The sequence below is a fragment of the Grimontia marina genome (assembly GCF_900060185.1).
Lineage (GTDB): Bacteria > Pseudomonadota > Gammaproteobacteria > Enterobacterales > Vibrionaceae > Enterovibrio > Enterovibrio marinus.
Genome location: NZ_FIZY01000034.1, coordinates 30,833 through 49,787 on the forward strand (window position 1 = coordinate 30,833; position 18,955 = coordinate 49,787).

The 18,955-nt window shown below is 49.1% G+C and carries 16 protein-coding genes, 4 tRNA genes and 1 pseudogene; 5 read left to right on the top strand and 16 right to left on the bottom strand.

Features of this window, described 5'->3' with window-relative positions; all coding sequences use genetic code 11:
* Positions 1-44 precede the first annotated feature (44 nt).
* The 11 genes from GMA8713_RS16655 to GMA8713_RS16705 form a co-directional block, all read right to left on the bottom strand.
* The gene (locus tag GMA8713_RS16655; protein ID WP_062712365.1) at positions 45-1,361 is read right to left on the bottom strand and encodes an adenylosuccinate synthase; all 1,317 of its coding nucleotides are present in this window, start codon (positions 1,359-1,361) and stop codon (positions 45-47) included.
* 122 nt (positions 1,362-1,483) lie between these two features.
* On the bottom strand, positions 1,484-1,678 hold the full coding sequence (locus tag GMA8713_RS16660; protein ID WP_062712368.1) for a DUF2065 domain-containing protein: 195 nt from the start codon (positions 1,676-1,678) through the stop codon (positions 1,484-1,486).
* Positions 1,679-1,756: 78 nt separating this feature from the next.
* The gene (gene hflC, locus GMA8713_RS16665) at positions 1,757-2,644 is read right to left on the bottom strand and encodes a protease modulator HflC (protein WP_062712371.1); all 888 of its coding nucleotides are present in this window, start codon (positions 2,642-2,644) and stop codon (positions 1,757-1,759) included.
* A 2-nt stretch (positions 2,645-2,646) separates the two neighbouring features.
* The gene (hflK, locus tag GMA8713_RS16670; RefSeq protein WP_062712374.1) at positions 2,647-3,807 is read right to left on the bottom strand and encodes an FtsH protease activity modulator HflK; all 1,161 of its coding nucleotides are present in this window, start codon (positions 3,805-3,807) and stop codon (positions 2,647-2,649) included.
* Between the two features lie 53 nt (positions 3,808-3,860).
* The gene (gene hflX, locus GMA8713_RS16675) at positions 3,861-5,150 is read right to left on the bottom strand and encodes a ribosome rescue GTPase HflX (protein WP_062712377.1); all 1,290 of its coding nucleotides are present in this window, start codon (positions 5,148-5,150) and stop codon (positions 3,861-3,863) included.
* 26 nt (positions 5,151-5,176) lie between these two features.
* The gene (gene hfq / locus GMA8713_RS16680; RefSeq protein ID WP_062666682.1) at positions 5,177-5,446 is read right to left on the bottom strand and encodes an RNA chaperone Hfq; all 270 of its coding nucleotides are present in this window, start codon (positions 5,444-5,446) and stop codon (positions 5,177-5,179) included.
* 97 nt (positions 5,447-5,543) lie between these two features.
* Complete coding sequence (gene miaA, locus GMA8713_RS16685) at positions 5,544-6,470, bottom strand: tRNA (adenosine(37)-N6)-dimethylallyltransferase MiaA (RefSeq protein WP_062712380.1); 927 nt, start codon at positions 6,468-6,470, stop codon at positions 5,544-5,546.
* Positions 6,463-8,466, bottom strand: coding sequence for a DNA mismatch repair endonuclease MutL (mutL, locus tag GMA8713_RS16690; protein WP_062712383.1), 2,004 nt, complete (start codon positions 8,464-8,466; stop codon positions 6,463-6,465). Before mutL ends, miaA begins: the two co-directional genes overlap by 8 nt.
* 2 nt (positions 8,467-8,468) lie before the next feature.
* On the bottom strand, positions 8,469-10,172 hold the full coding sequence (locus tag GMA8713_RS16695; protein ID WP_062712386.1) for an N-acetylmuramoyl-L-alanine amidase: 1,704 nt from the start codon (positions 10,170-10,172) through the stop codon (positions 8,469-8,471).
* Positions 10,173-10,176: 4 nt separating this feature from the next.
* Complete coding sequence (tsaE, locus tag GMA8713_RS16700) at positions 10,177-10,644, bottom strand: tRNA (adenosine(37)-N6)-threonylcarbamoyltransferase complex ATPase subunit type 1 TsaE (protein WP_062712389.1); 468 nt, start codon at positions 10,642-10,644, stop codon at positions 10,177-10,179.
* A 34-nt stretch (positions 10,645-10,678) separates the two neighbouring features.
* Positions 10,679-12,172, bottom strand: a complete 1,494-nt coding sequence (locus tag GMA8713_RS16705) for a bifunctional ADP-dependent NAD(P)H-hydrate dehydratase/NAD(P)H-hydrate epimerase (RefSeq protein ID WP_062712392.1) — start codon at positions 12,170-12,172, stop codon at positions 10,679-10,681.
* Positions 12,173-12,222: 50 nt separating this feature from the next.
* Between GMA8713_RS16705 and queG the strand changes: the two genes are divergently transcribed.
* Positions 12,223-13,350, top strand: a complete 1,128-nt coding sequence (gene queG, locus GMA8713_RS16710) for a tRNA epoxyqueuosine(34) reductase QueG (protein ID WP_198159531.1) — start codon at positions 12,223-12,225, stop codon at positions 13,348-13,350.
* Between the two features lie 670 nt (positions 13,351-14,020).
* Here queG and GMA8713_RS16715 read toward each other — a convergent pair.
* From GMA8713_RS16715 to orn, 5 genes are all read right to left on the bottom strand, one after another.
* Positions 14,021-14,096 (bottom strand) — tRNA-Gly (locus GMA8713_RS16715).
* An 86-nt stretch (positions 14,097-14,182) separates the two neighbouring features.
* Positions 14,183-14,272: transfer RNA gene (locus GMA8713_RS16720), tRNA-Gly, on the bottom strand.
* 39 nt (positions 14,273-14,311) lie between these two features.
* Positions 14,312-14,387 (bottom strand) — tRNA-Gly (locus GMA8713_RS16725).
* A 38-nt stretch (positions 14,388-14,425) separates the two neighbouring features.
* A tRNA-Gly gene (locus tag GMA8713_RS16730) sits at positions 14,426-14,501 on the bottom strand.
* Positions 14,502-14,614: 113 nt separating this feature from the next.
* Positions 14,615-15,160, bottom strand: coding sequence for an oligoribonuclease (orn, locus tag GMA8713_RS16735; protein WP_002535604.1), 546 nt, complete (start codon positions 15,158-15,160; stop codon positions 14,615-14,617).
* Between the two features lie 78 nt (positions 15,161-15,238).
* On the opposite strand from orn, the gene rsgA reads away from it, so the two are divergent.
* The 4 genes and pseudogenes from rsgA (at position 15,239) to GMA8713_RS16755 (ending at position 18,904) form a co-directional block, all read left to right on the top strand.
* Entirely contained in the window at positions 15,239-16,291 is a 1,053-nt protein-coding gene (gene rsgA, locus GMA8713_RS16740) for a small ribosomal subunit biogenesis GTPase RsgA (protein ID WP_062712396.1), read from the top strand.
* Between the two features lie 113 nt (positions 16,292-16,404).
* Positions 16,405-17,316 carry an archaetidylserine decarboxylase gene (asd, locus tag GMA8713_RS16745; protein ID WP_062712399.1) on the top strand — a complete coding sequence of 304 codons (912 nt, stop codon included), beginning with the start codon at positions 16,405-16,407 and terminating at the stop codon, positions 17,314-17,316.
* A gap of 119 nt (positions 17,317-17,435) precedes the next feature.
* A pseudogene (locus GMA8713_RS16750) lies at positions 17,436-17,914 on the top strand (SLC13 family permease); the annotation flags it as partial.
* Between the two features lie 99 nt (positions 17,915-18,013).
* A complete protein-coding gene (locus GMA8713_RS16755; RefSeq protein WP_062712402.1) occupies positions 18,014-18,904 on the top strand; it encodes a DMT family transporter in 891 nt (296 codons plus the stop codon).
* The last annotated feature ends 51 nt before the right edge of the window (positions 18,905-18,955 follow it).

Below are 18,955 nucleotides of genomic sequence, written 5' to 3' on the forward strand. Positions count from 1 at the left end.
AAAAACCAGCCATGGAGGCTGGTTTTCTTGTAACCGGAAGCCGATTAAGACGCGAAAGGATGAACCTTGATGATGGTCTCGTTACGGTCTGGGCCAGTAGAAATGATGTCTACAGGCACACCTGTCAACTCTTCGATACGTTTAATATAGTCCAGTGCCGCTTGTGGCAGCTCTTCAATAGACTTAGCACCGAAGGTCTTCTCGCTCCAACCTGGAACAGTTTCGTAAATCGGTGTGATGTTTTCGTACTCGTCAGCAGCCATAGGAGAAACGTTCAGCACAGTGCCGTCAGCTTTCTGGTAACCCGTACAGATTTTAATTTCTTCCAAGCCATCCAGAACATCCATCTTGGTCAGACAGAAGCCTGAGATAGAGTTGATCTGGATTGCACGACGCATAGCTACAGCGTCAAACCAACCAGTGCGGCGCAGACGACCGGTAGTCGCACCAAACTCATGGCCAACAGTACCCAGATGCTTGCCGATTGGATCTTGTTTCTCCTGGCCATCGTACAGTTCAGTCGGAAAAGGACCAGAGCCTACACGCGTGCAGTATGCTTTCGCGATACCCAGAATGTAACCTAGGTGACGCGGGCCAAAACCAGAACCTGCAGCAACACCACCAGCGGTTGTGTTAGAAGAAGTCACGTATGGATAAGTACCGTGGTCGATATCCAGCAGTGTACCTTGCGCGCCTTCGAACATGATCTTGTCGCCGCGCTGACGTGCGTCGTCCAGCTCTTGGGTGACGTCGATAACCATACTGGTCAGTATGTCAGCTTGCTCCATGACCTTCGCGAGAGTTTCTTCATAGCTTACTGGCTCAGCTTTGTAGAAATGCTCCAACTGGAAGTTGTGCAGTTCCATCACTTCCTTAAGCTTCTCGGCAAACGCTTCTTTATCGAACAAGTCGCCTACACGCAGACCGCGACGTGCAACTTTGTCTTCGTAAGCAGGACCGATACCGCGACCGGTAGTACCGATTGCTTTCGCACCTCGTGCTTTCTCACGCGCCATATCAAGAGCGATGTGATAAGGAAGAATTAGCGGACAAGCTTCTGACAAGAAAAGACGCTCACGAACTGGAATGCCACGCTCTTCCAAACCGCTCATCTCTTTCATCAGGGCGTCAGGAGAAAGCACAACACCATTACCGATGATGCATTTTACGTTATTGCGAAGAATGCCAGAAGGAATCAAGTGAAGAACGGTTTTTTCACCGTCAATGACAAGAGTGTGACCTGCGTTGTGGCCGCCTTGATAGCGAACGACGTACTGAGCGTCTTCAGTCAACAGATCAACGATTTTACCCTTACCTTCGTCACCCCATTGGGTGCCGAGAACGACTACGTTATTGCTCATCTTTTCCAGTCAGTTGATGATTAAAACGGGATTCTAGCACCATCGTATAAAGGATGCAGTCATTTTTTGAGCGCCGTCCTGCTTATGGTCATTTGGGTGTCACAGTTTTTTGCTCTTTCGATTTACTTAGACGGCCACATCATATATGCGATCACCGCTCCTGCAACGACTAAACAGCCACCAATACGCCGTAGCTTAGCATCAGGTAACAGACTCATTTCACTGACCATTTGACGCCACTTTTTCGGTACCAACATCGGCCCCAGCCCTTCAACTACCAGCACTAAGCCCATTGCGAGCCACAACTCAGACCCCATTTTTCACTCTCTTCTATTTGGATAAAAAAAAGACAAGGCGCGGCGCCTTGTCTTTTCTGTGTTGCTGTTTGGCAACGATTAGTTTGCCTTAAAGTTTGGCTCTTTCATGTACTGGAAGAACTCACTGTTAGGGTCCACAACCATGATGTCACCCTTGTTGTTAAAGCTCTTCTCATAGGCTTGCAGCGAGCGTAAGAAGTTATAAAACTCCGGCTCTTTGTTGAACGTATTCGCGTAGATATTTGCTACTTCTGCATCAGCTTCACCGCGTGTAACTCGCGCCGTTTTCTCAGCCTCTGCTAGCACGGTTGCTACTTCCAATTCAGCCTGAGCACGAATAACTTCCGCTTTCTCACGACCTTGTGAACGGTGACGACGAGCTACGGTTTCACGCTCTGCACGCATACGCTCGTATATCGAATCACTGATCTTCTCTGGAAGGTTGATCTTCTTGATACGCATATCAATGACTTCAATGCCGATATCATTCGCACTTTCCTGAACTTCAGTCAGTACGTCTTCCATCACCTGCTCACGCTTCTCAGAGACAATCTCTTTGATGGTTTTGGAACCAATTTCCGCACGCAACCCATCCGCGACTTTACGTTGAAGTAGGGCTTCAGCGGTCAGACGGTTACCACCACCGGTAGACAGGTAGTATTGGCCAAAGTCTTTGATTCGCCACTTGACGTAAGAGTCGATAATCACGTCTTTTTTCTCAGACGTCACGAAGCGATCTGACTGGTCATCCATAGTTTGAATACGCGCATCAAGTAACTGAACCCGATCAAACAACGGAAATTTGAACTGAAGACCAGGGCTGTAGATACGCGCCATATCGTCATCGGTTTTCAGTACTCGTCCAAATCGAATCACAATACCACGCTCGCCTTCTTTCACGACGAAGACTGACATCAGACCAACAACGATCGAAACGATAATAAGGGGAATTAATAACTTACGCATAATTAGTATCTCCCCTCACGTGTAGTCGACTGACGAGTATTCGAGTTAGGCGCAACCGACTGAGAAGAACGCTCAAGCTCAATACCATAATCAGCCGCGTTATCATCGTTAGAAGAACTGCTACGTTGGGCTGGAGTCTGATTCATCAGTTTATCTAATGGTAAGTACAACAAGTTGCCGCTACCTGCTTTAGAGTCGATTAATACCTTACTGGTATTACCGAACACGTTCTCCATGGTCTCAAGATACAAGCGGTTACGTGTCACTTCAGGCGCCGCCTGATATTCAGGCAACAGCTTTTCAAACTGTGCAACGTCACCCTGCGCTTCATTAACGGTTTTCTCTTTGTAACCCAACGCTTCTTTCTTCAGACGCTCCGCACGACCTGTTGCTTTTGGCAAAATGTCATTGCGGTAAGCCTCTGCTTCTTTGATGAAGCGCTCTTCGTCTTCCCTAGCTTTGATCGCATCATCAAATGCTTCCTGCACTTGCTCAGGTGCACGAGCACCTTGCAAGTTAACGTCCACAACAAGAATACCCATGTTGTAGCGATCAATAATTCGGTTGATTTCGACCTCGGTACGCTCACGGATTTGCTGGCGACCCGTAGTCAGGATCTGGTCCATTTCCGCATCACCAATCACTGCACGTAGCGCCGAGTCTGTCGCTTGGCGAAGACTGTCGTCTGCATTTGTCACTGAGAAGAGGTATTTCTCAGGATCAGCAACACGGTATTGAACGTCCATATCAACGTTAACCATGTTTTCATCTTTGGTTAACATTTGACCAGACCCGCGTAGAGACCGGATAGCCTGTACGTTTACCGTTTCTACTTCATCGATAAACGTTGGTTTCCAGTTAAGACCAGGCTGAACGATGCGATCGTATTCGCCGAAACGTAGTACAACACCACGCTCTGCTTCACCGATAGTGTAAAAGCCTGAGACACCCCAGATGACTGCACCCACAACGGCAATTACGCCCAATCCAGCAGCACTACTGCCACCAAAAGACGGCCCTTTGCCGCCAAACAAGCCACTCAGTTTGCGGCTTAACTTGCCAAATACCTCATCGAGGTCAGGCGGCCCTTGGTCACGACCACCGCGGTTCCCCCACGGATCTTTGTCCTGACCGCCATTATTTCCTGGCTCATTCCACGCCATTAGAACACTCCATCAGTATGATATGACGATAGTTTTTATACTGTAACAGGCTGTCAGTGGACGATAAAGTCGCCTAACTCACTGCCTTCCCTTTTTTTCAACCTCAACCAGTCTGTTTGAGGCAACCGCACATCGACCAGCAAATGTCCGTCCTGCTCGTATTCTTCATGCGTAATACAGCGCAACTGACAGAATTTACTGTGCATTCTGCCGATAGCTGCCGGTGGAATACGTAAGCGATAGCTTACCATAGTCCCCGCCAGCCTATCGGTCAGCGCCTCAAAAAGAAGATCTATGCCCTGATCTGCCAGTGCAGATACATAGACAACGCGGGGTAAACCTTCTTCATCACGCTCAATGCGCGGCAAGGCCTCTTCCATGTTGTCAATTTTGTTCATCACCAACAGTGTTGGGATTTCATGAGCATCGATTTCTTCAAGTACTACGTCAACCGCTTCGATGTTCTCGCGGAAGCGATCATCACTGGCGTCGATAACATGCAGAAGCAAAGCTGCTTCCTGTGTTTCCTGCAAGGTTGCTTTAAACGCTGCTACCAGATCATGTGGCAGGTGACGGATAAAGCCGACAGTGTCCGCCAGGATCACATCGCCAACATCTTCCACCTCGATTTTACGCAGCGTCGGATCTAGCGTTGCGAAAAGCTGATCCGCGGCGTAGACCCCCGCTTCGGTGATGCGGTTAAAGAGGGTGGATTTGCCGGCGTTGGTGTATCCCACCAGCGAAACGGTTGGTACTTCAGCACGGCTTCGGGCACGTCGGCCCTGTTCGCGCTGTTTAGACACTTTCTCAAGTCTACGCAGGATCGCCTTAACGCGATCACGCAGCAATCGGCGGTCTGTCTCGAGCTGGGTTTCACCAGGACCACGCAGACCGATCCCCCCTTTCTGACGCTCCAAGTGCGTCCAGCCCCGTACGAGTCGGGTGGAAAGGTGGCGAAGCTGCGCCAGCTCTACCTGCAACTTACCTTCGTGAGTGCGGGCACGCTGTGCAAAGATATCTAGGATCAGACCGGTGCGGTCAAGCACTCGGCATTTGACCAGACGCTCGAGGTTTCGTTCCTGAGCAGGAGAAAGTGCATGGTTGAAAATAACAATGTCGGCCCCTGTCCATCGAACAGCATCGGCGATCTCGAGGGCTTTACCTTCACCAACGAAGTATTTGGAATGCGGGGACTGGCGACTGCCCGTAATGGTTTGCAGTCGACTAACCCCCGCTGACGATACCAGCATTTCAAACTCGCTGAGATCTTCCCATTCGCCTTCTTGGGTGAAGTTGATATGAACTAAAATAGCCTGTTCACCAGCTTCATAACGGTCAAACAAGCGATCAACTCCTTACCAAAGGATTGTTACTCCTCAGTCTTCTCTTGCGGACGTTCATTTGGCGAACGCTCAGAGTTGTTGTGATGGTGGTTCACTGGGCGAGCTGGAACCACGGTAGAAATCGCGTGCTTGTAAACCATTTGGTTTACAGTGTTTTTCAGCAGGATCACGAACTGGTCAAAAGATTCAATCTGGCCCTGAAGCTTAATACCATTTACCAAGTAGATTGAAACAGGTACACGTTCACGACGCAGTGCGTTCAGAAATGGGTCTTGTAGAGATTGCCCCTTAGCCATTTTTAATTTTCCTTATTGGTTTGTAGTTGTATTAGCAACAAATAAAATCAACAACGCCGCTTAACAACAACCCAAAGTATACCTGTCTCTTCCCAGATCAGGTCAGACACTTTGTGACTGTTTGTAACGATAGCCCGGCATCGTCGCTATCAAGCCATGTCAAATCTTCCCAGCTGCGAAGCCAGGTTATCTGACGTTTGGCTAACTGACGGGTTGCACACACACCACGATAAACTGCATCGTCAAGCGAACAGCTACCCGCCAAATAATCCCACATCTGTCGATACCCAACACATCGAATCGACGGCATATCCGAGTTCAGATCGCCACGATCATAAAGTTTGCGTACCTCCGCTTCGAAACCGGCTTCCAGCATTTTTTGGAAGCGCAGCTCTATACGGCGATGCAGCTCTCCCCTTTCCTTAGGGGCTATAGCAAATTGGTGAACCTCATATGGCAATGGTTCACCTTTGGTTTCGGTCAACTCAGTGAGAGTTTTACCCGAAATACGAAAAACTTCCAGCGCTCTCGACAATCGTTGAGGATCATTCGGATGGATCCTCGCACCTGCGACAGGGTCAATATTACACAACTCGTCATGCAGTGCCTGCCAGCCCATTTCCTTCGCTTCCTGTTCAATTTTAGCGCGGATCACAGGATCCGCTGATGGTAAAGGAGACAGACCGTCCAATAATGCTTTGAAGTAAAGCATGGTACCACCAACCAAAAGGGGAATTCTCCCTTTTGCGACAATATCTTCCATTTCACGCAATGCGTCTGCACGGAAGTCCGCAGCCGAATAGGCTTCTGACGGATCAAGGATGTCGATCAATCGATGGGGTGCCAATACCAACTCTTCTGCCGTTGGCTTGGCAGTGCCTATATCCATTTCTTGATAGACCAATGCACTGTCGACACTGATGATCTCTACAGGAAACCGTTTTCTCAGACCAATGGCCAGATCAGTTTTACCTGATGCGGTAGGCCCCATTAAAAAAATTGCCTTCGGCAATGGCTTAGTCATGTTTAAAAGCTTCTATTGCCGCTGTCACATCAACCGGACGCAACAACGTTGAAAAATGCATTGCCAGCCTTTCCTGCCAGCAGTTTTCTAAATCAGCGATCAGTGTAACGGCTTGTGATAGACCGTAAACATCCGTTTTTTGCGTCGCCTGTACGGCCAACCAATGTGCCAGTGATTCAGAAGACAAAGCATCCGACTCACTGGCAATAAATGCCATCAACGCAGGGACAAACTGCTGTAGATTGTAATTCCGTAACGGCTGGCAAACCGCCATCACCATCAACTGAGTTGACGACTTTTGACGAAGAAGCATACCAAATTGCTGAAGTAGACTTTCATGTTTCGCAATCAACGCTAATTCTTCCTCTGATACAGGCAGTGCCTGCGGGATCAATAGCGGTTGCGCTTTCAAGCCTTCGCCCTCAGCCGCAGCCTGAAACTGGCCAAGCATCACCAGGTAAGCTGCTGCATCTAAATCGAGCAGTACAATACCCTCCTCACGTTGAAGCATTAAATATTTGGAAGACACTATAGCTAGCGCCTTACCCAAGCCCTTTCCTGCATGTCCAACAGAAACCGGTGTTTGTGCCACCGTTGATGGGATAAACACTGGCGCAGCCTCGGCTACCTGCGTATCCGACGATGGGACGACGGGCGTTGTCATTAGCGCTTCATACACTTTTTGCTCACGCTTGGAAGGCGTACTTTCGCCATATTGCTCGGGGCGTACACCGCTGCCAGACAAAGCTCCCGAAGATGATTGGCTAAAACCTGATGCACGTGGGCTCTGCCCTGAAGACTGAGGTCGCCATTCCGCGTATTCAGCCTGGCCAGGGTAATTAGAGTAGGCAGTACCAACAGAGTCCTGACCTTCTACCGAATTGGGGGTTTCAGGTTCTGATACCTCTGGAATAGCTTCAGGCAGGATAGTATTTTGCCCATTGCTGACGTCACTAACCGACGGCTGTCCAAACTCTAGCGCAGGAGCGTGCTCCGCCGCGACTTGCATCAACGCATCTGCCACGGCCTGATAAATAAAATCATGTACCAGACGCGCCTGATGGAAACGGACTTCATGCTTGGCTGGATGAACATTCACATCCACCTGGTGCGGGTCGATGTCAATATAAAGAACGTAAGCGGCGAATTGATCGGGACGCAATGATGTTTCATAGCCCTGTCGAATCGCGTGATTGATGAGTTTGTCTTTCATCATTCGAAGGTTCACAAAGCAATGTTGAATGTCATTCTGTGCACGCGCACCTTCTGGCGCACAAATCCAGCCATGAAGGGTTAAGCCCTGATGTTCCAAGCTTACTTCCACTGAGCTTTTCACAAATTGCGAGCCACAAATCGCAGCTAGTCGCTTTTCACGCTGCACATCATTCGAAGCCGTGCGGTACTGGCGAATGACAGCGCCGTTGTGGCGCAGTGTGATCGCAACATCAAAGCGGCTCAGCGCAATGCGTTTCAGCAGCTCATCAATGTGACCGAATTCAGTTTTGTCAGTACGGAGAAATTTGCGACGGGCCGGTGTATTAAAGAATAAATCCACCACTTCAACCGTCGTCCCAACCGGGTGAGCAGCAGGTTTTACCTGTACCGCCATATCCCGCCCTTCTGCATAAGCGGACCAGGCTTCTGATTGGGTGATAGTTCGGGATGTCAAGGATAGCCGGGATACCGAGCTAATACTCGCCAGTGCCTCGCCACGAAATCCGAGGCTGATTATGGCTTCAAGATCATCGAGGCAGGAGATTTTGGATGTCGCGTGACGGCTGAGGGCCAATTCCAGTTCTTCTTTGGCAATGCCTGAGCCATTATCACGGATACGGATAAGCTTGCTACCGCCTTTTTCAACATCGATATCGATACGAGTCGCGCCCGCATCAATACTGTTTTCGACGAGTTCTTTGACGACAGAAGCTGGCCTTTCAACCACTTCGCCTGCCGCTATCTGGTTCGCCAGACGTGCAGGTAGGATTTGAATTGCCATGCTTAGCTCCCGGGAATAATCAAAGTCTGGCCAATGGCCAGCTCGTCAGAACGCAATTTATTAGCGCGACGGATACTGTCGACCGTCACTCCGTAATTGCTGGCGATTTTACCCAGATACTCCCCACGTTTCACTTTATGCTGTTTATCCTTGGGCTTTATGCCTACAATTTTCAGTTTCTGCCCGATAGCCAATTCATCTGAGCGCAGGCGGTTAGCACTGCGAATACTGGCAACGCTCACGTCATATTCCTGCGCAATTTTACCGAGAAACTCACCGCGCTTGACAGTGTGAGTCAGGGTTTTACCTGATGAGACAGTAGGTTTTGAATGGTTAACCGAGGGCTTGGAAACTGACGCCAGTGCACCAACATTGACGTCAGGAACAGTAAGTACTTGCCCCACTCTTAAACTGTTAGACTTCAAGCCATTTGCCGCTTTAATTGCCGATATCGAACTGCCATATTTTTTCGCAATCACAGACAAAGACTGGCCGGAAGTGACTTTGTGTTTGATGCCGTTCTTACGCGCCGCCATCAAGGTTCCGTCTGGCGGGAACTCTTCAAAGTAGGTGAGGATGCCACGATAAACGGCGTTGGCTATTTTCTTTTGGTGACTCTCAGTGTGCAGCAGTTTTTCTTCCTGGGGATTAGTGATAAAACCAGCTTCGACCAAAAGTGATGGAATATCAGGCGATTTCAGTACTGCAAGACTCGCGTGTTCTGGACTGGATTTGTGAAGCTTTGTCACCTTACCCATTTCATTCAAAACACGAATTGCAACGTCATAACCTTCTTTTTGTGAGTTACTGAACTGCAAGTCCAATACCGCACGGCTAAGGTATTCATCCTGGTTATCATCAAGCAATGCGCCACCACCTAGGAGGTTGGACTGCTCTTCATGCTTCTCAATCCAACGACCGATTTCACTGTTGGCACGGCGGCGGGATAAGACCCACACTGACGCTCCACGAGGCTGAGGTTTATGGAAACCATCAGCATGGATTGAAACCAGCAGATGTGCGCCTTTACGACGCGCAATATCAGAGCGCTTGTTAAGATCGACGAAGTAGTCACCATTGCGCGTCAATACCGCTTTCATCCCAGGCACTGCATTAATTTTGGCAGCCACCTGACGTGAAATAGAGAGCGTCACATGCTTTTCATATTTACGCCTCGGTCCTACAGCACCTGGATCGTTGCCGCCATGACCCGGGTCAATGGCGATAATAATGTCGTCTGTACCAAACGGTAACGCAGTCTGGGTTTCCGCTGGCGCAGTTGGCTTGGCTGGTTTCGCCACAACAGTTGGCTTTCCGTGTGGTATATCAATAACCAAACGGTGGCCATACTCACCGCTAGGCGCTAGCGGAAATAGGCGGGGCACGCTTTTGCCTTTCAGTTCGAAAACCAGACGGTAAGTACCCTTGCTCGGTGGGTTACTTTTACGGATTTTGGAAAGGATCTTACTGTCACTGATGTTTTTTGGCAGCTTCATACCCAAAGTAGTGTCCTTCAAGTCCACCACAAGACGGTCTGGCTTTGTCAGAGTAAAATAGCTATAGGATGGCTCTCCAGCCAAATCCATCACTACGCGCGTTTCATCCGGCGCTGGCCAGACACGCACATTTTCTAATGAATTTGCCAGCGCAGGAGAAAGCGCTCCCAGCCAACAGATCAATCCCAGTAACACGCCCCGCCAAAGCATATCGTTATTTCCACTCCAGTTTTGCCAATAACGCTTCACCAACAGGCGTGTTGGCTATTACCTGCACTGAACGTTGTTCGTCTTTATATTTCAGTGTGATATCAAGATCCGGTTGCGGCAACAAACCTTCACCTTTTTCTGGCCATTCCACCAGACAAAGTGCATCAGGTGTGAAGTAATCCCTGATCCCCATGAACTCAAGCTCTTCCGGATCAGCCAGCCTGTAAAGATCAAAATGATAAACCTGCCAGCTATCCAATTGATAAGGCTCTACAAGAGTATATGTAGGGCTTTTTACATTGCCACAATGGCCAAGAGACTGGATAAAACCGCGGGAAAAGGTGGTTTTCCCTGCGCCAAGATCGCCGTGAAGATAAATCGTTGTTTGCTGCACGCAAGCGGCTGCGACAGCTGCACCAAATGCCACTGTTGCTTGCTCATCGGCAAGCTCAGTCATAAAAGTCTGTGTCATGTTTCTCACTGCTTTTCTACGATAAGGCGCTACCCTATCGCAATTCTGTTTTTATGTTGTTGCCAAGAAGCGGGAGCAAATCACTGGCGATCAGGCCACGCTCACCGTCTTGTGCAGCAATATCTGCTGCATAGCTATGTAAGTAGGCACCAAAATTGGCTGATTTCGACAGAGAAGACATCTGTGCTACGCATCCGGCAATCACACCGGTCAGAACATCCCCCATGCCGCCACTGGCCATTCCGGGGTTGCCTGCATCGATGATGCTCAAAGTGCTGCCATCATAAACGATTGTGCCTGCGCCTTTAAGCACCACTACGCCACCATAGCGTTTATGTAACTCTTTGACGGCAGAAAAACGATCCCGTTCAATTTCTATTGTGCTGGTTCTTAATAAATTTGCGGCTTCTCCAGGATGCGGCGTCAAAATCCAGTTATCCCTGTATTTCGGTGACTCCGCCAGCAGGTTGAGTGCATCAGCATCAACCACCATGGGGCACTCACATGCAACTGCTGCTTCAAACAACTTTCTCGCCCACATACTCTTTCCAAGACCAGGACCAATGGCAATAACATTTGCCCACGCGAAGATGTTATTCAGCACTTCATTACTTTCATTTTCGTGCCACCATCGTGCCATCAACTCTGGTTGACGGGCCAACAATGCGGGAACATGACTTTCATCGGTGAGCACCGCGACGAGCCCAGCACCGCTTCGAAGTGTTGCCTGACCACTCAGAATAATGGCACCACCCATCCCTTTCTGACCACCCACGCACATCACACGCCCTGCATGACCCTTATGTGTGCTGCTTTTACGTTTGGGTTCCAGCTTAGCTGCTTCGTAAAGCATCAGCAGTGTAGACGAAGCAGGAACATTCGCTGCAAACTCTTCACCAATACCCAAGCCGTCATAGAGAATGTCACCACAATAATCACGCGCCTTGCCAGTGAAGAGACCTTGCTTTAACCCCACAAAGCTCAGTGTACAATCAGCAATGACTGCCTCACCCCAGACATTTCCAGTATCTGCATCTAAGCCACTCGGTAGATCGACAGCGATCTTTGGACAATCGAGCGAATTAATCGCTTGTACAGCCGAAAGATAGAAACCCGATAAATCACGACTGAGCCCGGTGCCAAAAACCGCATCAACCACCAGATCATACTTACCATCAGGAAACGTGCCTTGCACAATCAAACCACCAGCAGCCACAAACTTCTGTTGTGCTTTCAATGCATCGCCGCTAACACTAGAGGGGTCGGCTACCGACCAGAGCGTCACAGACATATTGGCTTCAAGGGCCAGCCTTGCAATGACATAGCCGTCGCCGCCGTTATTGCCATTGCCGCAGCATACAAGGATCGACTCTGTATCAGGCCAACGATCTTTCACCGTCTCAAAGACAGCAAGGCCTGCACGCTCCATCAAGCTGTACATTTCTACGCCAAGATCTGCTGCAATCTTGTGCTCTCCATCTCTGACCTGATCCGATCGGTAAAGTGAGTGTGGTAGACTTGCGCTCATCTTTGTTTTTCCTTGCTGATCTTATGTCTGAATCCCGATCTTCATCGTCGATCAATTTTACCCAACTTGCTGAAAATATCAGGCAATGGGGACACGAACTAGGATTTCAGCATATAGGGATCACTGATGTTGATCTCCGTCAGCATGAAGAACAACTGCAGCGTTGGCTCGATAACGGCTATCACGGCGAAATGGATTGGATGGCGCGCCACGGCATGATGCGTGCCCGTCCACAGGAACTCGTTGAAGGAACAGTCCGTGTAATCAGTGCCAGAATGAATTACCTACCACCTGATGCTGGGTTTGCCAAAACATTGGAAACCCCCTCCCTCGCCTATATCAGTCGTTATGCGCTTGGGCGTGACTATCACAAACTCATCCGCAACCGACTGAAAAAATTGGGTCAGTGCATTGAAGAAGAAGTTGGAAAATTCGGCTATCGTCCTTTTGTCGATTCTGCCCCTGTTTTAGAGCGCCCGTTGGCCGAAAAAGCTGGCCTCGGCTGGACAGGAAAGCACTCTCTTCTACTCAGTAAAGACACAGGATCGTGGTTTTTCCTGGGGGAGTTACTTATCGATCTCCCATTGCCAGTAGATGAACCGTCAGAAAATCAATGCGGCAAGTGCGTTGCCTGTATCACCTCTTGCCCAACAGAGGCTATTGTTGGTGACACTATTGTCGACGCCAGGCGCTGCATCTCTTACCTGACGATTGAGCTCGATGGTGAAATACCGGAAGAGTTTCGCGAAGCAATGGGTAACCGTATCTACGGCTGTGATGACTGCCAGTTGGTCTGCCCATACAACCGCGAAGCTGACCTAACCAATGAGTCTGATTTTTATGGACGGGAAAGCTTGATTCAACAGCCTCTTAAAACATTGTTCAGTTGGGATGAAGCGACATTTTTGAAAGAAACTGAAGGCTCTGCCATTCGCCGTATAGGTCACGAAAAATGGCGCCGCAACCTCTCTGTGGCAATGGGGAATGCCCCTTACGATCCAGAGATAATTGAACTTTTGGAATCAGCCAGAGGATTCTCTGCTATGCTTGATCAGCACCTTAATTGGGCGCTGGAACAACAGATGAAACGCCGGAGTGGACATTTTATTGACGTTCTGCCTTCCTCAACCAAGAGGCTGGTCAGAATCGTTCAGAAAGGTTTACCAAGAGATGCCTAAGCGCAATCACACTGTAGTGGAAAGTCACCTATCTGCTCAAAATTAATGCAAAAACAAGACACAGATTCACTTCTTCTGCGAAATGTGGAAAACCTTTTCAGTACGCTATAAAACAGTGCACACTTATAAAGTTAAACACACTCTGTGAATAATCTCAGATGAAAATCACGAAAGGTGATGAAGCTGGGGATAATCGTTTGAAAACAGTGTAAACCGAAAACTTAAAGCTATTAAAAACATAACCTTATAATGAAAATAATTCACAGGAATCAGTTTTCCACCGATCAACATCCGCACAAATAACTCTGAGTGGCATCACATCTTCTGATATTCATCAACGGCTTTACCCACAAGCTAAACATTGTGGATAACTCTGTTAAGAAATACGATAAAAAGCTGCATAAAGCACAGTGCAGGCACATTAACTTTAAAAACATATTCAGATTGTATTTGGGCTAGACCTTGCCCGGAGATAATGCTTCACAGCATTAAAGACAACGACCCGCCGTATCCTATAAGTAACTGATACATATAATGCGGAATGTTGGTGCTTACAGATGATGTTCTGTAAGAAATTTGGAGTGATACATGAGGTTCCGGCTCTCAAGGTAAAAGACGTGACCTCAACCTTGGCTTGATACCTGCTGTAGCGCACTTCCAAATGGAAGTTTGGAGCGACACACGAGGTTCGAACTCGTGACCTCAACCTTGGCAAGGTTGCGCTCTACCAGCTGAGCTAGTGTCGCTTTTTGTTCCAACAGTGTTGGATTATTTTTTGTTTTTAGCAGGTTAGGCTTAGCCTGTTCTGCGCTTCCCGAAGGAAATCAAAATTTGGAGCAGCACACGAGGTTCCCGATCTTCAAGGCTTAGGCGTGACCTCAACCTTGGCAAGGTTGCGCTCTACCAGCTGAGCTAGTGTCGCATCGTTCATCCGACAATCAATCGGAATCATTTCAAATTTTGGAGCGACACACGAGGTTCGAACTCGTGACCTCAACCTTGGCAAGGTTGCGCTCTACCAGCTGAGCTAGTGTCGCATAGATCATCCGACGATCAATCGGATCATTCAAATTTTTGGAGCGACACACGAGGTTCGAACTCGTGACCTCAACCTTGGCAAGGTTGCGCTCTACCAGCTGAGCTAGTGTCGCTTTATCAAAGACATTTGTCTATGTCAGGGCTGCGAATTATACGAAGAAAAATCGCGGATGCAATACTCTGAATCCAGAATTTTTGATTTTTCTTCGCATTGGTTATTTTGCCGTCAGATCGTAAAGATCTTGCTCCGGTAGTAACGAAGTTCCTCAATTGACTCCCGAATGTCATCCAGTGCCAAATGAGTCCCTTGTTTTTTGATTCCTGACAGAACTTCAGGTTCCCAGCGACGAACCAACTCTTTGATCGTGCTGACGTCGACGGTACGGTAATGGAAAAAGCGTTCCAGTTCAGGCATATGCTTATAGAGGAAGCGGCGATCCTGACCAACACTGTTGCCACAAATCGGCGACACACCAGCAGGCACCCAGTCTTGCAGGAAAGCGATCGTTTGTTTGATCGCGTCAGTTTCACTCACGGTGCTTGCTTTCACACGATCCACCAGCCCGCTGCCAGTGTGAGTATTGGTGCACCACTCGTCCATTTTCGCCAGTTCTTCATCAGACTGGTGAATGGCGAGCACAGGCCCTTCAGCTAATACATTAAGCTCAGCATCTGTTACAACGGTAGCGATCTCAATGACTTTATGTACTTCTGGGTCAAGCCCTGTCATTTCCAGATCAATCCAGATTAAATTCTTATCGCTGAAAGACATCCAAATTGCCTATTTTGCAAGTAAACCATGTATCATACTTAGCCTGACATGAAAGCCAACTAAACTAGCGACATTCTCGTGGCAAAAAAGAAAAAGCTCACAAAAGGCCAGTTACGCCGAGTACGGACAAATCAAAAAAAACGCATCGATCGCCAGCAAGAAGAGGTCCAATGGGACGAATCTCTGCTTGAGTCTGCCCGTGAAGGGGTGGTGATCACCCGTTTCGGTCAGCACGCTGACATCGAAGATACTCAAACTGGCATCATCCACCGTTGCAACCTTCGCCGCTCTATCGAAAGCTTGGTGACCGGGGACAAAGTCATCTGGCGTCCAGGTGTGGAAACACTGCAAGGTATCGCTGGCGTTGTGGAAGCTGCTCATGAACGCCACTCAGTGCTTACCCGTCCTGATTACTATGACGGCGTCAAACCAGTCGCGGCTAATATTGATCAGGTGGTGATCGTTTCCGCGATATTACCCGAATTGTCTACGAACATTATAGACCGTTACCTTATCGCTACCGAACAGGTTGGTTTCAAACCCCTTATCGTGATCAACAAGATTGATTTGTTGGACGATGAAGACCTTGAAATGGTTAAGAATATCCTCGCTTTATATGCCGAAATTGGCTACGAAGTGTTGATGGTTAGCCAGAAGAACGGTGAAGGCGTTGACGAGCTAAAGGCACGTTTAGCTGATGGCACCAGTATTTTCGTGGGTCAATCTGGCGTAGGCAAATCCAGCCTAGTGAATGCCCTGCTTCCTGAAGTAAATGCCGACATCGGTGAAGTTTCTGAAAACTCAGGGCTTGGCCAACACACCACAACGACAGCGCGTTTGTACCACTTCCCTGATGGTGGAGATCTGATTGATAGCCCAGGGGTGCGAGAGTTCGGTCTTTGGCATTTAGAGCCTCAACAGGTGACACAAGGCTTTAAAGAATTCCGCAAATTCCTCGGTGGCTGTAAGTTCCGCGACTGCAAACACAAAGATGATCCAGGCTGCTTGCTGCGAGAAGCAGTAGAAGATGGCAAAGTCAGTGTAGAGCGTTTCGAGAGCTACCATAAAATCATCGACAGCATGTCTGAGATGAAGGCAAACCGTCAGTTTTCACGCAACAAAGAAAACTGATCCGTTTCGCTCAACTACACATCAACTGGTTAGCGGCCTGTTAATTTTGTAAACTAGGCCGCTTTTTAAATTCCAGGCCCGTTCTCGGGCGCATACGAGTTAGGAATATAACCGTGTCTAACGATTTAAAAATTGGCCTGCAGTACTGCATGCCAAAACACCTGCTGACCCGACTTGTTGGCAAACTGGCAGCAGCTAAAGCCGGCTTTCTGACAACGGCTGTGATCAAGTGGTTTATCCGCCAGTACAAGGTGGAAATGAACGAAGCTAAGAACTCAGATCCGAAAAGCTATCCAACCTTTAATGACTTCTTCGTCCGTGAATTAAAAGACGGCGCACGCCCTCTGAATGACGAAGCAAACGTGATTGCCCACCCTGCCGATGCATGTGTGAGCCAAGCTGGCCCAATTGAAAAAGGCCGTCTGATTCAGGCGAAAGGCCATACCTTTGATGCCTGTGAGCTGCTGGGCGGCGACGCCAAGCTGGCAGAAGAATTTGCTGATGGCGACTTCGCTACGCTGTACCTGTCACCACGTGATTACCATCGTGTTCACATGCCATGTAACGGCACACTGCGCCAGATGATTTACGTTCCGGGCGACCTGTTCTCCGTCAACCCGCTGACCGCAGAAAATGTCCCTAACCTGTTCGCACGTAATGAGCGCGTGGTATGTATCTTCGATACCGCTTTCGGTCCAATGGCGCACATTCTGGTTGGCGCGACCATTGTCGGCAGCATTGAAACGGTTTGGTCAGGCACAGTTACACCTCCTACTGGTCAAAGCATCCGCCGCTGGGATTACCCAGCAGAAGGCGAGCAAGCCATCACGCTGAAAAAAGGCGAAGAGATGGGTCGCTTCAAGCTGGGTTCAACCGTGATCAACCTGTTCCCGAAAGACGCCATCACCTTTGATGACGCCGTCATTCCTGGCAAATCAACCCGCATGGGTGAGGTTTACGCACGCCGGAACAGTGTTGAAGCATCGGCTCAGACAGAAGGCAACGAAGCGCAAACCGCCGAATAAGCATACTGGTAACACAAGCTGTGATTTGTAACGAAAAGGGCAGCTATGCCCTTTTTTGTGCCCAAAGTTTATCCAGACACAGAGTATTTTCTCTGCCACTACGTATCCTTTAGCTCGTACTGAGCGGCATCATGGGCAAGGAAGAGCTGAAACTCATCAACTGGGATGTGCTTTGGCTGGTAGCGGGCGGTATCGCGATTGGTTTGGCGATCGATAAGACCGGGCTGACGCTGCGCTGTCTCATGCCGTGGATTACGATGCCTTATCACCACTCGCCGTGGTGCGAACGCTCTCTATGATTTGCTGGCTAATGGCGAATTTCATGTCCAACACTGTCACCGCAAACCTCCTGATGCCAATTGCCGCAGCGGTTGCAATGTCGATGGACAGCCTTGTTTCTGTCGGCAACATTCAGGGGCTTCTTGTCGTCGTTGCCTTCTCGGCATCTCTCGGGATGATACTTCCTTTATCAACACCGCCAAACAGTCTGGCTTACTCTACAGGGCTCATTGAAAGTAAAGATATAGCGAAAGTCGGCACTATCTTGGGTCTGGTTGGCCTTGTGATTGTCTACGCCGCTCTACTTGTCCTAAACTGATCACATCTAATTGCGGGGAAGTGAAACACCCACTTTTACCGCCAAGCTCCAGCAGCTAAACTCGCGCTCCCTCCGGTTTTTTATGTTAAAGGTGTCATCTTGAGTTACGAATGGCTCGCGCTCGGCGCTGCCTTCCTATGGGGTATTTCTAGCCTGATTTCGGTCACGCCTGCGCGTCACTTGGGCAGCTTTGCCTATAGCCGCTGGCGGATGGCATGTGTGTCAGTGATGCTGACGATACTGGCCTTGCTTACAGGTGGCTGGGCAACCGTCTCATCCGATATTCTCTGGCCAATGGCACTGTCTGGTCTTATCGGAATATTTATTGGCGATACCGCCCTGTTTGGCTGTATGAACCGAATAGGACCCCGACGCTCTGGCCTCTTGTATTCCTGTCATGCGGTCTTTTCTGCCCTGCTAGGTATCTGGTTGTTTGGTGAAACACTAGAAGGGATACGTCTGCTCGGTGCCATTCTGGTGTTCTCCGGAGTGATGATTGCGGTCTTCTTCCGCCAAAGCGGTAATGCGCACCAATGGGAAGAAACTAAAGGCAATATCTGGGTGGCTGTCGGGCTGGGTTTGACCGCAGCGCTTTGTCAGTCGTTGGGTGGGGTCATTGCCAAGCCTGTTTTAACCCAAGGTGTCGATCCGATTGCCGCTTCCGCTATCCGGATGATCGCGGCTTTCCTTGCCCACGGCACACTGATTTTCCTCCAGATACGTGTCGCGCAACCTGTTAACCCGATCAACTGGCGTATCTTCGGTATGCTTGTCGTGAACGGCTTTTTGGCAATGGCAGTCGGTATGACCCTGATTATGTACGCGCTGAAATGGGGAGAAGTAGGCATGGTCGCGCTACTGTCTTCCACGACACCGGTAATGATCCTGCCATTGATTTGGCTATTTACCCGCGTGCGCCCTGCACCAAGCGCTTGGTTAGGTGCGGCGCTCGCTGTTATTGGCGCAGGTCTTATCGTTACCAGTAGCTGATAGGATTCCCAATAAAAACGCCGCATGATGCGGCGTTTTTATTGGCTCGGG

Coding starts and splice junctions, on each gene's coding strand:
- GMA8713_RS16655 (WP_062712365.1), bottom strand. CDS start 1,361: ATGAGCAATAACGTAGTCGTTCTCGGCACCCAATGGGGTGACGAAGGT.
- GMA8713_RS16660 (WP_062712368.1), bottom strand. CDS start 1,678: ATGGGGTCTGAGTTGTGGCTCGCAATGGGCTTAGTGCTGGTAGTTGAA.
- hflC (WP_062712371.1), bottom strand. CDS start 2,644: ATGCGTAAGTTATTAATTCCCCTTATTATCGTTTCGATCGTTGTTGGT.
- hflK (WP_062712374.1), bottom strand. CDS start 3,807: ATGGCGTGGAATGAGCCAGGAAATAATGGCGGTCAGGACAAAGATCCG.
- hfq (WP_062666682.1), bottom strand. CDS start 5,446: ATGGCTAAGGGGCAATCTCTACAAGACCCATTTCTGAACGCACTGCGT.
- miaA (WP_062712380.1), bottom strand. CDS start 6,470: ATGACTAAGCCATTGCCGAAGGCAATTTTTTTAATGGGGCCTACCGCA.
- mutL (WP_062712383.1), bottom strand. CDS start 8,466: ATGGCAATTCAAATCCTACCTGCACGTCTGGCGAACCAGATAGCGGCA.
- GMA8713_RS16695 (WP_062712386.1), bottom strand. CDS start 10,172: ATGCTTTGGCGGGGCGTGTTACTGGGATTGATCTGTTGGCTGGGAGCG.
- tsaE (WP_062712389.1), bottom strand. CDS start 10,644: ATGACACAGACTTTTATGACTGAGCTTGCCGATGAGCAAGCAACAGTG.
- GMA8713_RS16705 (WP_062712392.1), bottom strand. CDS start 12,172: ATGAGCGCAAGTCTACCACACTCACTTTACCGATCGGATCAGGTCAGA.
- orn (WP_002535604.1), bottom strand. CDS start 15,160: ATGTCTTTCAGCGATAAGAATTTAATCTGGATTGATCTGGAAATGACA.